Annotated in this window: 16 protein-coding genes; 4 read left to right on the top strand and 12 right to left on the bottom strand. The window is 53.4% G+C overall.

Annotated elements, in window-relative coordinates:
• Positions 1 to 88 precede the first annotated feature (88 nt).
• The 8 genes from arnF to AC5JPW_RS08595 all read right to left on the bottom strand — a co-directional run bounded on the left by arnF (position 89) and on the right by AC5JPW_RS08595 (position 8,810).
• Positions 89 to 475: a 4-amino-4-deoxy-L-arabinose-phosphoundecaprenol flippase subunit ArnF gene (gene arnF, locus AC5JPW_RS08630; RefSeq protein ID WP_494239590.1), complete on the bottom strand. Its 387-nt coding sequence runs from the start codon at positions 473 to 475 to the stop codon at positions 89 to 91.
• The gene (arnE, locus tag AC5JPW_RS08625) at positions 475 to 810 is read right to left on the bottom strand and encodes a 4-amino-4-deoxy-L-arabinose-phosphoundecaprenol flippase subunit ArnE (protein WP_494239588.1); all 336 of its coding nucleotides are present in this window, start codon (positions 808 to 810) and stop codon (positions 475 to 477) included. Before arnE ends, arnF begins: the two co-directional genes overlap by 1 nt.
• Positions 807 to 2,468 carry a lipid IV(A) 4-amino-4-deoxy-L-arabinosyltransferase gene (gene arnT / locus AC5JPW_RS08620; protein WP_494239586.1) on the bottom strand — a complete coding sequence of 554 codons (1,662 nt, stop codon included), beginning with the start codon at positions 2,466 to 2,468 and terminating at the stop codon, positions 807 to 809. Before arnT ends, arnE begins: the two co-directional genes overlap by 4 nt.
• Positions 2,465 to 3,364 (bottom strand): 4-deoxy-4-formamido-L-arabinose-phosphoundecaprenol deformylase, encoded by a 900-nt coding sequence (arnD, locus tag AC5JPW_RS08615; protein ID WP_494239584.1) that lies wholly within the window; start codon positions 3,362 to 3,364, stop codon positions 2,465 to 2,467. Before arnD ends, arnT begins: the two co-directional genes overlap by 4 nt.
• Entirely contained in the window at positions 3,361 to 5,343 is a 1,983-nt protein-coding gene (gene arnA, locus AC5JPW_RS08610; RefSeq protein ID WP_494239582.1) for a bifunctional UDP-4-amino-4-deoxy-L-arabinose formyltransferase/UDP-glucuronic acid oxidase ArnA, read from the bottom strand. The genes arnD and arnA overlap by 4 nt, the downstream gene beginning before the upstream one ends.
• Positions 5,340 to 6,323 carry an undecaprenyl-phosphate 4-deoxy-4-formamido-L-arabinose transferase gene (arnC, locus tag AC5JPW_RS08605; protein WP_494239580.1) on the bottom strand — a complete coding sequence of 328 codons (984 nt, stop codon included), beginning with the start codon at positions 6,321 to 6,323 and terminating at the stop codon, positions 5,340 to 5,342. The genes arnA and arnC overlap by 4 nt, the downstream gene beginning before the upstream one ends.
• A 2-nt stretch (positions 6,324 to 6,325) precedes the next feature.
• The gene (arnB, locus tag AC5JPW_RS08600; protein WP_494239578.1) at positions 6,326 to 7,465 is read right to left on the bottom strand and encodes a UDP-4-amino-4-deoxy-L-arabinose aminotransferase; all 1,140 of its coding nucleotides are present in this window, start codon (positions 7,463 to 7,465) and stop codon (positions 6,326 to 6,328) included.
• 655 nt (positions 7,466 to 8,120) lie between these two features.
• Positions 8,121 to 8,810 (bottom strand): DUF2076 domain-containing protein, encoded by a 690-nt coding sequence (locus AC5JPW_RS08595; RefSeq protein ID WP_494239576.1) that lies wholly within the window; start codon positions 8,808 to 8,810, stop codon positions 8,121 to 8,123.
• Positions 8,811 to 9,079: 269 nt separating this feature from the next.
• Between AC5JPW_RS08595 and AC5JPW_RS08590 the strand changes: the two genes are divergently transcribed.
• Together AC5JPW_RS08590 and AC5JPW_RS08585 are read left to right on the top strand one after the other, a co-directional pair.
• Positions 9,080 to 9,394 carry a PTS sugar transporter subunit IIB gene (locus tag AC5JPW_RS08590; RefSeq protein ID WP_494239574.1) on the top strand — a complete coding sequence of 105 codons (315 nt, stop codon included), beginning with the start codon at positions 9,080 to 9,082 and terminating at the stop codon, positions 9,392 to 9,394.
• Positions 9,395 to 9,700: 306 nt separating this feature from the next.
• Complete coding sequence (locus tag AC5JPW_RS08585; protein ID WP_494239572.1) at positions 9,701 to 11,284, top strand: methyl-accepting chemotaxis protein; 1,584 nt, start codon at positions 9,701 to 9,703, stop codon at positions 11,282 to 11,284.
• Positions 11,285 to 11,314: 30 nt separating this feature from the next.
• On the opposite strand, the gene AC5JPW_RS08580 is transcribed toward AC5JPW_RS08585, so the two are convergent.
• Positions 11,315 to 11,650, bottom strand: a complete 336-nt coding sequence (locus AC5JPW_RS08580) for a helix-turn-helix domain-containing protein (RefSeq protein WP_494239570.1) — start codon at positions 11,648 to 11,650, stop codon at positions 11,315 to 11,317.
• 287 nt (positions 11,651 to 11,937) lie between these two features.
• Here AC5JPW_RS08580 and AC5JPW_RS08575 point away from each other — a divergent pair, with 287 nt between their 5' ends.
• A complete protein-coding gene (locus AC5JPW_RS08575; RefSeq protein ID WP_494239568.1) occupies positions 11,938 to 12,186 on the top strand; it encodes a YdgH/BhsA/McbA-like domain containing protein in 249 nt (82 codons plus the stop codon).
• 42 nt (positions 12,187 to 12,228) lie between these two features.
• Here AC5JPW_RS08575 and AC5JPW_RS08570 read toward each other — a convergent pair whose 3' ends face one another.
• Both AC5JPW_RS08570 and AC5JPW_RS08565 read right to left on the bottom strand, forming a co-directional pair.
• Positions 12,229 to 13,680, bottom strand: coding sequence for a heavy metal sensor histidine kinase (locus tag AC5JPW_RS08570; protein WP_494239566.1), 1,452 nt, complete (start codon positions 13,678 to 13,680; stop codon positions 12,229 to 12,231).
• Positions 13,681 to 13,690: 10 nt separating this feature from the next.
• Positions 13,691 to 14,383, bottom strand: coding sequence for a heavy metal response regulator transcription factor (locus AC5JPW_RS08565; protein WP_494239564.1), 693 nt, complete (start codon positions 14,381 to 14,383; stop codon positions 13,691 to 13,693).
• A gap of 262 nt (positions 14,384 to 14,645) precedes the next feature.
• Here AC5JPW_RS08565 and AC5JPW_RS08560 point away from each other — a divergent pair, with 262 nt between their 5' ends.
• Positions 14,646 to 16,091: an MFS transporter gene (locus tag AC5JPW_RS08560; protein WP_494239562.1), complete on the top strand. Its 1,446-nt coding sequence runs from the start codon at positions 14,646 to 14,648 to the stop codon at positions 16,089 to 16,091.
• Positions 16,092 to 16,131: 40 nt separating this feature from the next.
• Here the strand turns inward: AC5JPW_RS08560 and AC5JPW_RS08555 are convergent, their stop codons facing one another.
• On the bottom strand, positions 16,132 to 17,121 hold the full coding sequence (locus AC5JPW_RS08555) for an aldo/keto reductase (protein WP_494239560.1): 990 nt from the start codon (positions 17,119 to 17,121) through the stop codon (positions 16,132 to 16,134).
• Between the last annotated feature and the right edge of the window lie 42 nt (positions 17,122 to 17,163).

The raw sequence follows: 17,163 nt of genomic DNA, 5'->3' as shown, positions 1-17,163 counted from the left end.
TCCTCTGAACTTAAGGTGAACGGAACGATTCCACTCAACAAACAGATTCCAGTTCCACTGAACAAGCAGATTCTTCACCAGTCCCCTCTCAGGAACCCCTGTCATTCCCCGGCACAAAAATCACCCACACCCCTGACATAATAATCAGCACCCCCGCCAGCGACTGCCACGAAAAGACCCCATGGAAACCGGGCAGAAGCAGAGAAGCCAACCACACCAGCACATAGCTCAGACTCAGCAGCGCATAGGCTTTGCTCAATGCCAGACGGTGCAGCGCCAGATACCAGACAAACATGGATGCCAGATATCCGGCCAGACCGGCCAGCAGCAGTGTGGTTTCCAGATGAACAGGCCAGAGCGCATGAGCAAATGCGACATAATCAGATACTGGCGGTAACGACGACATTGCGTAGCCCATGGCGAGCTGCGCGGCGCTAGTCAATAACACACTGACAAGGGCTAAGATGATGCCCATCAGGCAGCCCCTCCCAGAATAATAATCCCGATAATAATCAACCCAACCCCTAACCAATGGCGTGCACTCACCGGTTCTTGCCAGACACCCCAGGCCGCGAGGGTTACCCAGACAAAGTTAAGGCTGAGCATCGGGTAGGCCAGGCCAACCGGAAGCTTTTGCAGTACCAGTAACCAGGCCAGCATACCCAGACCGAGACACGTCAGTGCCAGTCCCAGCCAGAGAATAATATGGCGGCGTCGACCTGCCATTGAGGTAGGTCGGGTCGCCTGTTTTTGGCACAGCTGCCCGGAAAAACTGAGCAAGCTGGCCAGAATCAATAAGCCCCAGGTCATGGCAACGGTGCGTATTCAAGCAGGGCGATGCGCCCCTGAACATAGATGCTGGTTGGGTGCGGCAAACCGAGGTCACTGACGTCCTCATTTTTACCGAGCAGTACCACCAGAGACGTGATGCCATCCTGACGGTGTGCTGCCAGCCACTCGCTGAAGTCGCTCTCCCGAATCAACTTCCCTTTCGCGTCCGGGTAGTCCAGGCCATATTTCAGTTCTCCGCCAAAATTGAACAGAGTGATATCGCTACGTTTGAGCTCCCAGGCCAGACCCGCGGCGAGTCCGACGTTATCGGCGATAACATAACGGCTGTTTTGCAGCGTCTCTCGGTTCATCTCGACCAGGAACTGCGGCTGTTTGGCCTCCATCACCCGATTAGGGATAGCAAAGCCGATCAGCAGCGTCAGCCCCAACGGACAGAGGGCGGAAAGGAGCCAGTTTTTTTCCGTGTTACGCAGGCTGTACCAGCCGACCAGCGCCCAGACAAAGAACGCCATGCCAGCACAGAAGGCTTTGTAGATTTCAATCGTGGCCCAAACCGGGTGTTTCATCGGCCCCCAGGGCGAGACCACAAAGGCTGCGATTACCCCGACCACGCCTACACCGATGTTGATCCAGGCATTGATCCGTAGTGAGCGGAATCCTCTCTCTGCTGCTTGTACCGCATAGTGCGCCATCAGCATGGCGAGCGGGGCAAAGCAGGGGAGGACATAGGTCAGCAATTTACCCTTCGCGATGCTAAAGAACAGGAAGGGCATCACAATCCAGCAAAGCAGATAGAGTGTCGCACGCTGGTTGTCGTGGTTCTGCCAGGCTTTGCGTAACGTGCCGGGCAGCAGACCAAGCCACGGGAGACTGCCTAACACAATCACTGGGATGTAATACCAGAACGGTGCTTTGTGCTGGGCGTCTGACTGGGCGAAACGCTGAATATGTTCCACCCAGAAGAAGTAGTGCCAGAAATCCGGCTCACGCTGAGCAATCGCCAGACCCCACGGCAGAATGGTCAGCACGCAGCTGAAAATGGCCAGCCATCCCCAGACCAGTACTTCTTTCCATTTTTTTTGCATGATGACCCAGGGCAGTACGCTCAATACCGGTACGGCGAGGGCCAGAAAGCCTTTGGTCATCACACCCATTGCACAGGCCACGCCAAGGGCGAAATAACCTAATGCTTTGCGCGAAAGGGTTTGCGCCTGGGTTGCCAACCAGAAGATACACATGGCGGCGATGAGCCACAGGGCAATCATCGGATCGAGCACCGCGTAGGTCCCGATGCCGTACACTTCCATCATGGTGAGGAAAATGGCGGCGGCAATCAGCGCCACGCGTTTATCCTGCCAGAGCCGCCAGGAGAGCCCTGCGACCATACAGGCCACCAATGCGGTTGAGAAAATCGCCCCGGCACGCACGGCAAAGTTGGTACTGCCGAAAATCCACTGGCACAGGCTGTTGAGCCAGTAACCGGCGATCGGTTTTTCAAAATAACGTAAGTCGAGGAAATGCGGCACCACCCAGTTACCGGAGGCGAGCATCTCCCGACTGATTTCAGCATAACGCGTTTCATCAGGCTGCCAGAGTAGGCGCCATTCAACAGGAACCAGATAATACAGGGCGAAAAGCGCCAGCACGGCAAGGCCGTAGCGCGAAGGTTTCGTCATTCTGTTCTCTCCATTTGCTGACAGCCAAGCCAGCCTTCACGACCCGCGATCTCCCCGCGAACGATTTTTCCTACCGGTAACGAACGGACATTTTCCGGCAACAGTTCTCCTAACGGACAAAAGACGATCCCCGCCTCAGCGGCGCGCGTCAATAAATCATCAAACATATCGGCATAAGCAATACCTTCGACTTCGGCATGGATGGTATAAACCGGCACGCCAGGGTCATCGAGCATTTTGCCAAGAATAAAGTCGTTGAATTCGGTGGCGTTCACGGTGCGCCCCACCACCTCATCCCAGGTAGGCAACGTGACCGGAATTTGCACTGACCCGGTCGCCCCTGCCCCGACAAGGGGGTTGAAGGGAGAGACGCCACGACAGTCGCTGTTGTAATGAAAACCAAAGGCTTCTTTGGCTTTCACCACCCGCTGATCGGCACGCCAGCCCGCCACCGCGGAGCAGGTGATAGGGGCGTTGATGATCGACTCCAGCTCCTGTTTACCCAACGAAATTTGCTGTAATAGCTGATCGTTATCCCAGACACCACACCAGGTTTGCCAGGCGTGGTGATCCCAGGCGTGCAGACCGACTTCATGCGTGGCTGCCGTCTCGCGGATAATATCGGCATTTGCGCGGCCAATGTTGCGTCCCGGCCATGCCGTACCGGCCAGTAAAATGTCCCAGCCATACAGTGACGCCGCGTTTGAGCGCAGCATCTTCATCAGGAATTTCGGCTTGATAAGCCGCCATAAATGGCGGCCCATGTTGTCCGGTCCTACGCTGAAGAAGAAACTGGCCCGCACGTTGTGATGACGCAATACCTTAAGCAACTGCGGCACGCCTTTGCGCGTCCCGCGGAAAGTATCAACGTCAATGCGCAGACCGACTTTTCTCATGGCTTCTGTTCCGTGACCTCAACTGTGCGTAAGAAGAAGTCCAGTGTCTCTTCAACCGTCTGGTGCATGTCAACAACCGGCTCCCAGTTCAGGCAGCGACGGGCGTTGCGAATGCTCGGTTTACGGTGCTCAACGTCCTGGTAGCCTTTGCCGTAATAGCTGCTGCTTTCCACATCGCGGAAGCCGGCAAACGGCGGGAAGTTACCGCGCAGCGGGTGGCGCTCAAAGCTTGCCAGCAGCATTTCCGCCAGTTCTTTGATGCTCGCTTCGTTCTCCGGGTTACCGATGTTAATGATCTGTCCGTCGCAGCGACTGTCTTTGTTCTCAATGATGCGGAACAGCGCTTCGATACCGTCGCTGATATCCGTGAAGCAGCGTTTTTGCTTGCCCCCTTCGATCAGTTTAATTGGCGAGCCTTCCACCAGGTTGAGAATGAGCTGGGTAATGGCGCGTGAGCTGCCGATACGTGCTGCGTTCAGGTTGTCCAGACGTGGCCCCATCCAGTTGAACGGACGGAACAAGGTAAAGCGCAGGCCTTCCTTTTCACCGTAAGCCCAGATCACGCGATCCAGCAGTTGTTTTGATACGGAGTAGATCCAGCGCTGCTTGTTGATCGGCCCGACCACCAGATTGGAGGTGTCTTCGTCGAAGTTTTTGTCGGTGCACATGCCGTACACTTCTGAAGTCGACGGGAAAATAATGCGCTTCTGGTACTTCACGCAGTCGCGAATGATTTTCAGGTTCTCTTCGAAATCGAGTTCAAACACGCGTAACGGATTGCGGGTGTACTCGATCGGGGTCGCAATCGCCACCAGCGGCAGCACCACGTCGCATTTCTTGATGTGGTATTCAATCCACTCGGAGTGAATGCTGATATCACCTTCAACAAAGTGGAAACGCGGGTTATCCAGGAAGCGGCTGATGGCGTCGGTGCCGATATCGAGACCAAAAATCTCGAAGTTGTCATCGCGCAGCAGGCGTTCGGTCAGGTGGTTGCCGATAAACCCATTCACCCCGAGGATCAGTACGCGGGTACGGCGTTTTATCGCAGAAACTGGCTTGCTGCTAAGCAGCGCGCCTGCCACCAGACCGAGCGCCAGCGCCAGCTGGGATCCCTGCATATAGACACCGTTATCGGTCTGTCCGGTAACGATTTCAAGCACGCCTTCGGCACAGGCCACACGCAGAGGTGACACGGAAACGACAGTGCCTGGGCGGGCGGCTGGCAGATCGGTAATGACGCGGCTTTTCCAGACGATGAATTTATTGGTGCCAACATAGCTAAACGCGCCCGGCCACGGATCGGAGACCGCGCGCACCAGGTTGTGTAGCTCAACGGCCGGTTTTTCCCACACCAGGCAACCATCTTCCGGGGTACGACGACCAAAACAGCTGGCCTGAGATTCATCCTGTGCACGTTCGGTAAAATCACCGGATTTAATCAGCGGAAGGCTTTGTTGCAACAGGTCACGTGCAGCGTTACACAGTTTGTGGTGCAGCGTGAGTGCCACATCGTCAGGGGCGATAGCCACCTGTTGTTGTGCGACAATATTGCCAGCATCGGCACGGCCAATCATCCGGTGCAGGGTGACGCCGGTTTCGGTTTCACCCTTCGCCAGCACCCAGTTGAGCGGTGCACGACCGCGATATTTCGGCAGTAACGAGCCGTGCAGATTAAAGGCCCCGCGTGGTGCCAGGTCAAGAATTTCGCGGCAGATCAGATTGCGGTAATAGACAGAGAAAATCACATCCGGCGCAAATCCACGGATCCGCTCGATCCAGAGGGGATGATTCACATCGTCCGGTGCATAAACCGGGATTTCCTGTTCAGCAGCAAGACGGGCGACAGATTTAAAGAAAGCATTTTCACCCGGCTTGTCCGAGTGGGTGAAAATAGCAACGATGTCATAACCCGCTTCCAGTAAGGCCTGGATGCCCGTGCACCCCATATCGTGATAGGCAAAGACGACGGTTTTCATTGCGGTGTTTCCTCATTAGAAGGCGAAGTATTCTGGCTAATAACGCGTTGAATAAAGTAGCGGGGGCGGGCTCTCACATCGTTGTAGATGCGCCCGATGTACTCACCGAGCAGGCCCATCCCGACAAATTGGGCACCAATAAAGGTGAACAGCAGAGCAAAGAGGGTGAAGACGCCCTCAGCCGCCCATTGTGGCCCGAGGACCAGACGCATCACGATAAGCACGATAGACAGGGCAAAGCCGGTCAGTGCGATGATGCTGCCAAAGACGCTCAGCAGACGTAACGGCGTGGTGGTCAGGCAGGTCACCAGGTCGTACATCAGATTGATTAAGCGCATAAAGCTGTATTTTGAATCACCAAACTCGCGTTCAGCATGATGCACTGGCATTTCTGTCGCCCGGCGGGCAAACATATTTGCCAGGATAGGAATAAAGGTACTGCGCTCATGGCAGTGCAGCATCGCATCGACAATATGGCGGCGATAGGCGCGTAGCATACAGCCGTAATCGCCCATCGCTTTCCCGGTGGTTCGCTGGATCAGATGGTTAATTAAACGTGAGGCGGTTTTACGGAACACGCTGTCCTGACGATTCTGTCGCACAGTGCCCACAACGTCGTAACCCTCTTCGGCTTTCGCCACCAGCGCCGGGATCTCTTCCGGCGGGTTTTGCAGGTCAGCATCCAGGGTGATGATGAGATCCCCGGTGACATGGCTGAACCCGGCCATGATGGCCGAGTGCTGGCCGTAGTTACGGTTCAATAACACTGCCACGACGTGGCTGCCGGGGGCTTGGGCCGCGTCAACCAGCATGCTGGCGGAGTTGTCCTGACTGCCGTCGTCGACCAGCAGAATTTCATAATCTTTACCCACGGCATCGCAGGCGGCGGTGGTGCGACGAATCAATTCCGGCAGGCTTTCCTGCTCGTTATAGACAGGGATCACGACCGACACTTTAAGAATGGGTGTGGCTTCAAACATGGCTATCGCCCCGCAATCTGGTGAAGTTCGGCGATAACACGTGTGACGTCGTCATCGGTCATATCCGGGAAAAGAGGGAGAGAACAGATTCGTGCGCTGTTCCAGTCCGTATTCGGTAACGACACGTCCGGGAAATGCTCGCGGTAATATTTCTGTGTGTGAGCCGCGCGGAAATGTAAACCAGTGCCGATACCGCGGGCTTTCAGGGTTTCCATCAGTGCATCGCGGGTAAGGCCACAGCGTTCTTCGTCTACGCGGATGATAAACAAGTGCCAGGCATGCTCATGCGGCCATGCGGGGAGTGCCAGCGGAGCAAAGGGTGTATCCGCCAGTTCACGTAAGTAGCGTGCTGCGATCTCTGCCCGACGCTGATTGGCATGCTCGAGTTTACCCAGCTGGACAAGGGCCAGCGCGGCGTTGATATCGGCCAGATTGTATTTATATCCGGGAGCTATGACTTCCGCTTGCGGGGCGCGACCGTGGGTCTGGCGGTCATAGGCATCAACGCCCAGACCGTGAAATTTCAGGCTGCGTGCACGCTGAGCCAGCGTGTCGTCGTCAGTCACAATCAGCCCGCCTTCTGCGCAGGTCATGTTTTTGATGGCATGGAAGGAAAAAATAGCGGTGCCGCGCCAGCCGATGTGTTTCCCCTTATAGCGGGTTCCCGCAGCATGTGCGGCATCTTCAATAACAGGAATATTATGCTTTTCGCCCAGCGCATATATCGCGTCAATATCAGCCGGTGCGCCAGCGTAATGGACAGGGATAATGGCTTTGGTGCGTGGTGTGATCGCGGCTTCCACGGCATCTGCGGTGACCATTAAGGTGTCCCGGTCCACGTCGACCATGACCGGTGTAGCTCCCAGCAGAACAATCATATTCAGTGTCGAAACCCACGTCATTGATGGTGTAATGACTTCATCACCTGGACCGATGTCCAGCGCCATCAGTGTGACGTGCATACCGGCAGTGGCTGAACTCACAGCAATGGCATGACGGTTGCCGGTCAACGCGCAAAATGCGGCTTCCAGTTCCTGGTTTTTAGGACCTGTCGTTATCCAGCCTGATTTGAGGACATCCTTAATCGCAGTTAATTCATCCTCGCCCATTGAGGGGCGGGAAAAAGGGAGAAACTCATGCATTATTTTTCCTTACCGTTACTGGCAATGAATTCGCACTGTATTCAGGGACAGGCAGAAAGCCCATTTAAAGTGGAAGTTCATCTCTAGATTATGAGTTGTTTATTAACTCAACCTTAAGAGAGTTTTAATCTCCACTAACGTTCATTTAAAAGAGTTTCTGTTTAGCTTGTGTTGATGAATTTGATATGGGTGTCCTTAGTGTTTTCTATTTATTCCATTAAAATCAGCCTGTTAGGGGTTTTCTTGAGGCGAGAGATACTATTGCAACAACGTCGGTTGCTATTGTGTGTTTTTGTTACGGATCGCGGTTTCGTTTAATTAATGTTGATAGTCATTCCTTTGTCATTAAGTTGTCATTTAGGTTTATTACGAACATTTAATTAATAAAAGTTCCTGTTTAAATTAAGATAATAGACTCCTTTAACCAGATGTCAGTTTTTAAAACGTTGTTTAGGTGATTTAGATCACTAAATGGGCTTCGCTTTGACCATTTTATAAATGTGACCTCTATATTTCACTTTTTAAAGGCTTTGAAATCAGTACATTGAAAGAGTGTAGTGAGCAACTGGTTTTTTTGTTGTGGTGAGAAAAGAGACAATGTGTCAGGTGATGACCCCATCCATGCAGCATGCCGGATGGGGCGCGTTAATCGTGGTTAAATGAATCCGTCGTCGTCATTATTGCTATCGAAGTCATCATCGTTGCTCTGATCGATGAAGCTATTATCGTTATAGTCATTCGGATCGATAAAGTTGCGGTCCGAGGTTTCCATAAAGTTGCTCTGGCTGAAATTGCCGACATTCGGATCCTGGGTAAAATTCGCTACCGGCTCGATCGGTTGTTCGATGATGTTGACGATCTCTTCCGGCTGCGAATGGTGGAACATACTGGTCAACATATCTGCCAGCACCACTCCGCCCGCGACACCTGCTGCGGTTTGCAGAGCGCCAGACATAAACCCGCCCGCACGCGAAGGTGCCGCCGCAGGGGGCTGCGCATAGCCTTGAGCAGGCGCTTGCTGCGGCGTATTCCAGCTGTTTGTCGGCTGCTGGGGCTGGTTTTTACCGCCGCCGAACAGGCTGCTAAGAAAGCCTCCGCTGGCAGGTTGCTGGGTTTTGAGCGTCGCAACTTCGTTTTGCAATTCCTGAACCTGGGCGTGCAGGCGTTTCAATGCCGCTTCCTGAATCAGGATCGATTGCGTCATATAGTAAGCTGCGGCAGGTTGTTGTCGGACGAATTCGCTAATAAGCCTGTCTGCCTGTGCGTCCCGTGCACCACTTTGCTGTTCCGCCTGTTTCAGACGCTGAAAAAGCCCCTCAATAAGCCGTTGTTCTTCAAGTTGCATAGCAAAACCTCAGATGCAGGGAGTGATGATAAGCGTGCTCAGTGCATGCGCCTCTTGAACAATGTTAGCTTACTGTTAATGACGGGAGTACAAACGGAACATCAACAACACGAAAAGCATCGCAATAATTTCACCGCCGGTAGGTTTACTGCTCCCCATTTTTTGTGGTGGTTAAAAAATAGACTCTCCAGGATGAAACAATGATGCGCCCCACACTTTTTTACTTTCTCCTGGCATAGTGTAGAGCCATCTTCCAGGAGGGCATGGCCATGAAAAGGTTACTAATATGTTGCATCTTCGGTAATACAGCGACAACGCTGGCGAAGAAAATGCAGACCGTCGCGGATGCACGGCGTTATCAGATCCAAATTAGTGGGATCGGGGCTGAGGGATTTGAGAGTATCGCCCCAGCGTTTGATTGTTTTCTTGTTGCCCCACATATCCAGTACAAACTTAACGAGCTTAAAAATCTGATTAGAGAAGGGCAGCCGATTCAGATTATTGAAAGCTATCCTTATGCTGCAATTGACGCAGAAAAGATTCTGGATTTTGCTATCGAACATATGGAAGAACTCACGGATTAATCGCTTGCAACGTCAACACAATTTGTCTGTGTTGTATTCCACACTAACGACTCAGGGATGAGTCGGCTTATTTAAATGAGGCTTCCTTATTTCACTCCCACTGTCTGCACATTAATTACCCCAGCAGCATCAGCATCTCTTTCCTGTTACTGAACCCTCAAACCATTGCTATTTCATATTTTCCCCAGGGTTTTTCACTTCGTATAGTGATTCTGTTCGAGATTCCACCTCTACCGTGCCGAACAAGAGTGCGACGGGCATGAGGACGTTTTGCTGCACTTTATCATTATCATTCGCGAGGGACTCATGCGGCGCATAAAACCTTTCTCTTTGGGTGCCCTGCTCGGCACCGGCTTTGCCACCATCATTGTCATTGGGCTATTGGTTGCAGTCTTTGGGCGCCTGGAATTGATTAATACCAGTCGGCACATTGAATATTATGAGAAGTACCATCTGACCAATCTGCTGGGCATGCAGGCATTAAAAGACAATCTGAATGATGCCACTAAGGCCACCTTTATTATGGTATTTCAGGATGATGAAAAAAGTCAGATGGAAGAAGAGAAACTGACCGAACAAGCTATCGGGCGTAACGACGCACTGGTAAGGCAACTGCAGCAAAATATTCGTGATACCGATGTACTGGATATGCTGGAGAAATTCAAAACGACCCAGCAGGAGTATATCAATATTGTCCGTCAGACCGTTGGACTGGCAAAAAATGGTCAAATGCTGGATGCCCAGTCCCAGGCGGTGGATAAAATGCAGCCGCTACAAGTACGATTATTTGAAGAAATCTCGGGCATGATCGAAACCCAGCAGGCGAGTACCACGGCGGCGGCGGCCATCTCGACAGGGAGCGCACGTGCATCGGGTAATTTGCTGTTAATTATCGCCGCAGTGGTTGCCTTCTTGGGTGTGGTAATCGCATGGGTCTCGACACGCTATATCAAACGTCAGTTAGGGGGCGAACCGGCTTATGCGCTGGAAGTGGTCCGGGAAATAACCCAGGGCAATCTGGCGGGTCATGTTCGGCTGGTTAACAATGACAGCAGCAGTTTACTGGCGGCGATGGAAGAGATGCGACAGAGTCTGAGCAGTATCGTGACGCAGGTGCGCGAAAGCAGTGAGTCGATATCTGCCGGGGCCAGCGATGTGGCCGCAGGGAGTACGGATTTGAGTCAACGCACGGAACAGCAGGCCGCCAGTTTGCAGCAGACAGCGGCCTCTATGGAGCAAATTGGTCAGGCTATTCGCCAGAATGCGGACACGGTACGAGTTACCAATCAGCAGGCTAACACCGCCAGTGGGATCGCGGCGAAGGGCGGGGAGGCGATTGAAAATATCGTGCGTACCATGGATGAGATAAGCCAAAGTTCACGGAAAATCAGCGAGATCATCGGTGTGATTGATGGAATCACTTTCCAGACCAATATCCTCGCACTCAACGCTGCCGTTGAGGCAGCCCGGGCGGGTGAGCAGGGACGAGGTTTCGCCGTGGTCGCTGGTGAAGTACGTTCGTTGGCCCAGCGTTCAGCGTCGGCAGCAAAAGAGATTAAGGCGCTGATTCAGGACAGTATCGATCGGGTAGATAATGGCACCGCATTGGTTAACCACGCAGGCACAACCATTGGAGAACTGGTTCGTCAGTCTCACCATGTGGCAGGCATGATCGATGAAATTGGTGTCACGACTCAGGAGCAAGAACTGGGGGTCAGCCAGGTAAATGATGCCATTACTCAACTGGATCGTGTGACACAGCAAAACGCAGCTCTGGTTGGGGCTTCAAACGGTGCTGCGGAAGAGTTGCGCGACCAGGCACGACATCTGGTCGAACTAATGAGTGTATTTCGTACCGACAACCTTCGGGGGGCTCAGGCTGTCGGTTAAACCCGCAATTAGCAGGCAGCCAGTAGGCGATTAACCCGGCTGATTCTGCCTGCGCCATGCGCCCGGTGGCATATTATATTTTTTGCTGAATATACGGGTAAACGTCTGTTGTGAATCAAAACCATATTTGGTTGAGATGGTGATAATGGATTCATTGGTTGCCCATAAATCATAGGCAGCATTTTCCAGTTTCTTATTCCGAATATAAACGCCCAGTGGGGTTGCGGTAATTTCATGGAAAAGACGTTGCAGGTGCCATTTAGAATACCCGGCGCGGGTGGCGACATCCTCAATACGTAGGGGTTTGTCGATATTGTTATCAATCCATGTCTGGACATCGCGGATTACGGCTTGTTGCATGGCCATAGGTTTTGCCCTCTATGCAGAATGTCAGTAACGTCTGATGACATTGGATGGGTATTTTAAAACAGGGCGGCTGTCTGAAGAGTGACGCGAAAATGACATTCCTGACAGGTTTGTAACTTACATTTAATATTTTGTATGCATTTACTGCGAAATTAAAATAAATGTATATTTATGTTATCTGACACTATTGTTATTATTTCGACAGGGAACTGTAAGCTCCATCTCCTAAAGTGATTTCTGTCAGCGAATTTTCCTGACGTATCAATTTGCGAGGTGGAAATATGAAGATGACAACATTAATTCTTTCTGCGGCATTAACCGGACTGTTTTCGGTGGGTGCACTGGCAGCGACACAAGTGAACTCAGGTGGCGGTATGGAAAGAGTCGGAACCGTGTCTGTAACGGGGGCGACAACGCTGTCGGGTTTGAATGACGAGTTGGCGCAAAAAGCGGAGCAGGCTGGGGCAAGTTCCTACCGCATTATTGCGGCAGGGGGGAATGATCAACTCCATGGCGTCGCCGAAATCTACAAATAATCACCAGAACAGGAGGGAATCTCCTCCTGTTTTCTGTTCTTCTCAGGCGTTTTTGAGTGCACTCTTCTCTTCGTTTTCTGTGGCAAAGGTGGCTGCAACAGTACTGCTGCCTTTGCCCTTATTGTTCATCGCCATCGTCAGGCCAAAGGTATTAACTCCCCGATCGCTGGTGACAAAAACCTCGCCACGGTGCATCAACGCGACGGCTCTGACAATCGACAGACCCAGACCGTGGTGGGTATCGCTGCGGGTGCGCGAAGAATCCACGCGGTAGAAACGCTCGAACAGGCGCTCCCGGTGTTCAGCGGCAATCGGCTCCCCTTCATTAGCCACCGCGATAAAGGCATGGTCGCGGACCTGACGTAAAGAGACCGTCACCACCGTACCGGGTTTCGCGTGGCGTGCACCGTTTTCCAGCAGATTGGCGAGCGAGCGGTGGAACAGGCGGCGGTCAATACAGGCCACCACATCCCCCATTACCTCAATGCTGAGCGATTTTTCAGCGAACGACGGCTCAACGTATTCGACGGTTTTCCAGGCCTCTTCACGCAGTGACACTTCGGTTAATTGCGTGGCGTGTTCGCCTGCCTGCGCATGTGACAGGAACAGCATGTCGTTGACAATAGAGGTCATGCGTTCCAGCTCTTCCAGGTTGGATTCGAGTAAATCTTCCAGTTCCGTCATCGAGCGTTCGCGCGATAAGCCCAACTGCGTTTGCCCGATAAGGTTAGTCAGCGGAGTACGCAGTTCGTGGGCGACGTCGGCATTAAAACTTTCAAGCTGCCGCCAGGCGACTTCCTGACGCTCAAGGACGCCGTTGAAGGATTCAGCCAGTTTTTGTAGCTCATCCGGCAGTGCGGCGCTGTCCAGCCGTTGACCACTGACGCCAGGTGCGAGTTTATGTGCCTGTTTGCTCATCGAATTGATCGGTTTCATGCCGACACGGGCAATCATAAAGCCGAGCAGAGCGACCACTACCACACCGCCTGCCATGATGAGCAGTAAGGTGCGGGTAAATTCGCTGAGCGTGCCCATGTAAGGCGTCGAATCAATGGCAATCACGTAACGGATGTCAGGGCGCTCGCCTCTGGCTGGAATATTTTTGATCAGAATATAGAGCGAGCAGGCCTCTTCGGTGGGGCCTGGCACCTGGTGAAAACCTTCGCTGAGGGAGGCCCAACTGACGCCACCGGGTGGTTCTCCGCCGACCCGAAAACGGGGATCGTCGCTCAGCGCCCAGTACTGCACTCGTCCACCTTCGGAGGTGGTCATGTCAGCAAATTTGGTCGAGAGCATATGCCAGCTCTCCAGATTGGTACGAGAGGCGAGCCAGGGCTCCATCAGGGATTCGCGAAACAGCAACTCGTTGTACATCTGGTTTTGCAACGACGCATGCAGGGTGTGGCGCAAAAGCATCCCGAACGCCGAGACAATAAGCACGGCGGCCAGGGCAAACATTAACGCGAGGCGTCCTGAAATCGAACGTTTGATCATACATCTGTCTCTATCTGGAAGGGCGCTCCGGCCGGGTTTCAAGGACATATCCCATACCGCGAACCGTATGCAGTAACTTCACGTCGTAGGGGGTATCCACTTTTGCCCGCAGGCGCTTAATGGCCACTTCGACCACGTTGGCATCACTGTCAAAATTCATGTCCCACACCTGCTCGGCGATCATCATTTTCGAGAGGATCTCGCCTTTGTGCCGTGCCAGCAGGCTTAACAGCGCGAACTCTTTGGCGGTAAGCTCAAGTCGATCGCCCGCGCGGGATACCCGCCTGGCGAGAAGGTCAAGGTGCAGGTCGTGGATTTGCAACTGGGTGGCATCAGCACCGTCGCTGGGGCGGCGGCGCAGCAGTGCCTGAATGCGGGCGACCAGTTCGATAAGCGAAAAGGGTTTGGGCAGATAGTCGTCAGCGCCGTGGCGCAGGCCTTTTACCCGCTCATCGACGGAACCGCGCGCGGAGAGCATCAGCACCGGGGTATTTTTGGATGCCCGCAGCCCTTTTAACACGCTATAGCCGTCCAGCCCCGGTAGCATCACATCCAGCACGATAGCGTCGTAATCGTATTCAATGCCCAGATGCAGGCCCTCCGTCCCGTTTGCGGCGACATCGACGGTAAAACCCAGTTCACTGAGTGCCCGGTAAATATAGGAAGAGGTCTTCTCTTCATCTTCAACCAGCAGGAGTCGCATTATCGTGTCTGCCTTTCTCGCGACGGAATTTCGTCATTATGAGGATAATATTAACTGCGCATCACCAACAGGAGGCTGACAATATTCTGACAAAAATGTCAGTTTGGGGCGAAATCAGGCGGGGGGAAAATTGCACAAAATCAACGCGAGGACAATCAACGGCAAAATACATTATCCTGCTAACGGTTTTTTGGTATAACAACTTTTCATTCCTGTAAGACCTCTACCTGTCCGTGGGGGTTATCCATGCTGAGGGTGCCTTATGGCCTCGTCTGATACAGCCCAGGCAGAAACGCCTCGGGAAGAGATAAACAGTTCCGGACGTATTTCCGGCCTGGCGTTACTGGTTGCCAGTGCGTTTTTTATGGAGTTTCTCGACGGTACGGTGATTGCCACGGCCTTGCCGGATATGGCAAAAGCGTTTGGCGTTTCGGCTATCGATCTGAATATTGGTATCAGCGCCTATCTGCTCACCCTGGCAATGCTTATCCCTGCCAGCGGCTGGGTGGCGGAGCGCTTTGGTGCCCGCACGGTATTCAGCCTGGCGCTGCTGATTTTCACCGTGGCCTCACTACTTTGTGGGCTAACCCATAATGTCACCGAATTCGTTTTGATGCGTATTCTACAGGGCGTGGGTGGGGCGATGATGGTACCCGTCGGGCGTTTGGTGGTGCTGCGCACGACGCCCAAAAATCAACTTATTAAAGCCATTGCGACCCTGACCTGGCCCGCGCTGGTGGCCCCGATTATTGGCCCGCCGCTGGGCGGGTTTATTACCACCTACGCCAGTTGGCACTGGATCTTTTTCCTTAATGTGCCGCTGGGGATCGTGGCGATTGTGCTGGCGCTGCGCATGATGCCGGGGCTGACCGCTGAAGAGAAACGACCGTTTGATCTGCAAGGCTTCCTGGCGACGGGCATCACCATGATGTGTCTGGTAGCCGGGCTGGAAATGTTCAGCCAGCAGCATGTCAGTCTGGCGAGCGCAGCGGCGACCCTTGTTGTCGGGCTGCTCGCTCTGGTCTGGAGTTTGCGCCATTTGCGCCGGGCTCGCACGCCGCTGATTAGTCTGACGGCACTGGCGGTTCCATCGTTTCGTGTCACTATGCGCGGTGGTTTCATTCTACGCGCCACCATCAGTTCCGCTCCCTTTATGCTGCCTCTGATGTTCCAGGTTGGATTCGGGATGAATGCGTTTGAAGCCGGGGCGCTGGTGCTGGCCGTGTTTGCCGGGAACCTGGCGATGAAGCCAGCCACTACGCCACTGATTCGCCGCTTTGGCTTCAAAAAACTGCTGATTGGCAACGGTGTGGTATGCGTCTTGTCGCTCTTTTTCTGCGCCTTCCTGGTTCCTGATTCCCCGCAGATGCTGACACTGGCACTGTTGTTTATTGGTGGATTAAGCCGCTCCATGCAATTTACCGGCATCAGTTCGCTGGCTTTTGCTGAGGTGCCCGCCAGTGAGATGAGTTCTGCCAATACGCTGTTCAGCACGTCTCTGCAACTGGCGAGCGGGTTAGGGGTAACGATGGGGGCGCTAAGTATTCGTGCAGGCGGTCTGCTCACCGACTGGCTGGGGTATGAAGATGTTCAGGGAATGGCGTTCAAACTGGGCTTCGTGATTATCGCCCTGATAACGGCAGTGGGGTTGTACGATATGACCCGCCTGGAAGCCAGCGCGGGGAATAATATTTCGCGCAAAGCCTGACGTGTCGGGCGGGCAGGAAAGCTGCCCGCCCGGATACCATTTAACGACCGACGCGCGCCCGCAGCTCTGCCGGGTAACGCTCACCCGTAATGCGGATGGCTTCCAGCGCCGTGTTAATACGGCTCAGATCGCTGATGGTCAGCGAGAGCTCCGCAGCGGCGAGGTTTTCCTGCAAACGCGGCAGTTTGGTGGTGCCCGGGATAGGGACAATCCACGGTTTTTGTGCCAGTAGCCAGGCCAGCGCAATCTGTGCTGGTGTGGCCTGTTTTTCACCAGCGAGGGTGTGCATCAGGTTAACCAATTGTTGGTTTGCTTCTCGCGCTTCGGCGGCGAAACGGGGCACTTTGTTGCGAAAATCACTCTGATCGAAGGTGGTTTGCGCATTAATCGCGCCGGTCAAAAAGCCTTTGCCCAGCGGGCTGAAGGGAACAAAGCCGATATTCAGTTCTTCCAGTACCGGGATAATTTCCTGTTCCGGATCACGCCACCACATCGAATACTCGCTTTGCAGGGCCGCAACGGGCTGTACGGCATGGGCGCGGCGAATCGTCTGCGGTCCTGCTTCTGACAGGCCAAAATGCTTCACTTTGCCTTCGTTAATCAGGTCTTTTACCGTTCCCGCCACATCTTCAATAGGCACGTCCGGGTCGACGCGGTGCTGGTAGAGAAGGTCAATGACATCCGTTTTCAGGCGACGTAGCGATCCTTCAACGGCTTCGCGAATATGTTCCGGTCGACTGTTCAGAATCTGCTGTTTGTTGTCTTCACCGAAAGTGAAACCGAATTTGGTGGCGATAACCACCTGGTCACGGATGGGCTTCAACGCTTCGCCCACGACTTCTTCATTCAGATACGGGCCATAAACTTCAGCGGTATCAAAAAAGGTGACGCCCTGCGCGACTGCAGAACGAATAAGTTCCACGGCTTGCTTCGTGTCTGTCGCCGGGCCATAGCCGTAACTCAGTCCCATGCAACCCAGCCCAATGGCTGAGACTTCCAGCCCGTGATTTCCCAGAATGCGTTTTTGCATTGCATGACTCCTCAGTTAAAAGCGGCGGGGTCTTTATTTCCC

The organism is Phytobacter sp. (assembly GCF_059074235.1).
Note: the sequence above shows the minus strand (reverse complement) of the source record. Positions and strands in the feature narration are given on the sequence as shown.

What these genes read in the sequence shown, in the direction of transcription:
- arnF (WP_494239590.1), bottom strand. Translation starts at nt 475, where the DNA reads ATGGGCATCATCTTAGCCCTTGTCAGTGTGTTATTGACTAGCGCCGCG.
- arnE (WP_494239588.1), bottom strand. Translation starts at nt 810, where the DNA reads ATGACCTGGGGCTTATTGATTCTGGCCAGCTTGCTCAGTTTTTCCGGG.
- arnT (WP_494239586.1), bottom strand. Translation starts at nt 2,468, where the DNA reads ATGACGAAACCTTCGCGCTACGGCCTTGCCGTGCTGGCGCTTTTCGCC.
- arnD (WP_494239584.1), bottom strand. Translation starts at nt 3,364, where the DNA reads ATGAGAAAAGTCGGTCTGCGCATTGACGTTGATACTTTCCGCGGGACG.
- arnA (WP_494239582.1), bottom strand. Translation starts at nt 5,343, where the DNA reads ATGAAAACCGTCGTCTTTGCCTATCACGATATGGGGTGCACGGGCATC.
- arnC (WP_494239580.1), bottom strand. Translation starts at nt 6,323, where the DNA reads ATGTTTGAAGCCACACCCATTCTTAAAGTGTCGGTCGTGATCCCTGTC.
- arnB (WP_494239578.1), bottom strand. Translation starts at nt 7,465, where the DNA reads ATGCATGAGTTTCTCCCTTTTTCCCGCCCCTCAATGGGCGAGGATGAA.
- AC5JPW_RS08595 (WP_494239576.1), bottom strand. Translation starts at nt 8,810, where the DNA reads ATGCAACTTGAAGAACAACGGCTTATTGAGGGGCTTTTTCAGCGTCTG.
- AC5JPW_RS08590 (WP_494239574.1), top strand. Translation starts at nt 9,080, where the DNA reads ATGAAAAGGTTACTAATATGTTGCATCTTCGGTAATACAGCGACAACG.
- AC5JPW_RS08585 (WP_494239572.1), top strand. Translation starts at nt 9,701, where the DNA reads ATGCGGCGCATAAAACCTTTCTCTTTGGGTGCCCTGCTCGGCACCGGC.
- AC5JPW_RS08580 (WP_494239570.1), bottom strand. Translation starts at nt 11,650, where the DNA reads ATGGCCATGCAACAAGCCGTAATCCGCGATGTCCAGACATGGATTGAT.
- AC5JPW_RS08575 (WP_494239568.1), top strand. Translation starts at nt 11,938, where the DNA reads ATGACAACATTAATTCTTTCTGCGGCATTAACCGGACTGTTTTCGGTG.
- AC5JPW_RS08570 (WP_494239566.1), bottom strand. Translation starts at nt 13,680, where the DNA reads ATGATCAAACGTTCGATTTCAGGACGCCTCGCGTTAATGTTTGCCCTG.
- AC5JPW_RS08565 (WP_494239564.1), bottom strand. Translation starts at nt 14,383, where the DNA reads ATGCGACTCCTGCTGGTTGAAGATGAAGAGAAGACCTCTTCCTATATT.
- AC5JPW_RS08560 (WP_494239562.1), top strand. Translation starts at nt 14,646, where the DNA reads ATGGCCTCGTCTGATACAGCCCAGGCAGAAACGCCTCGGGAAGAGATA.
- AC5JPW_RS08555 (WP_494239560.1), bottom strand. Translation starts at nt 17,121, where the DNA reads ATGCAAAAACGCATTCTGGGAAATCACGGGCTGGAAGTCTCAGCCATT.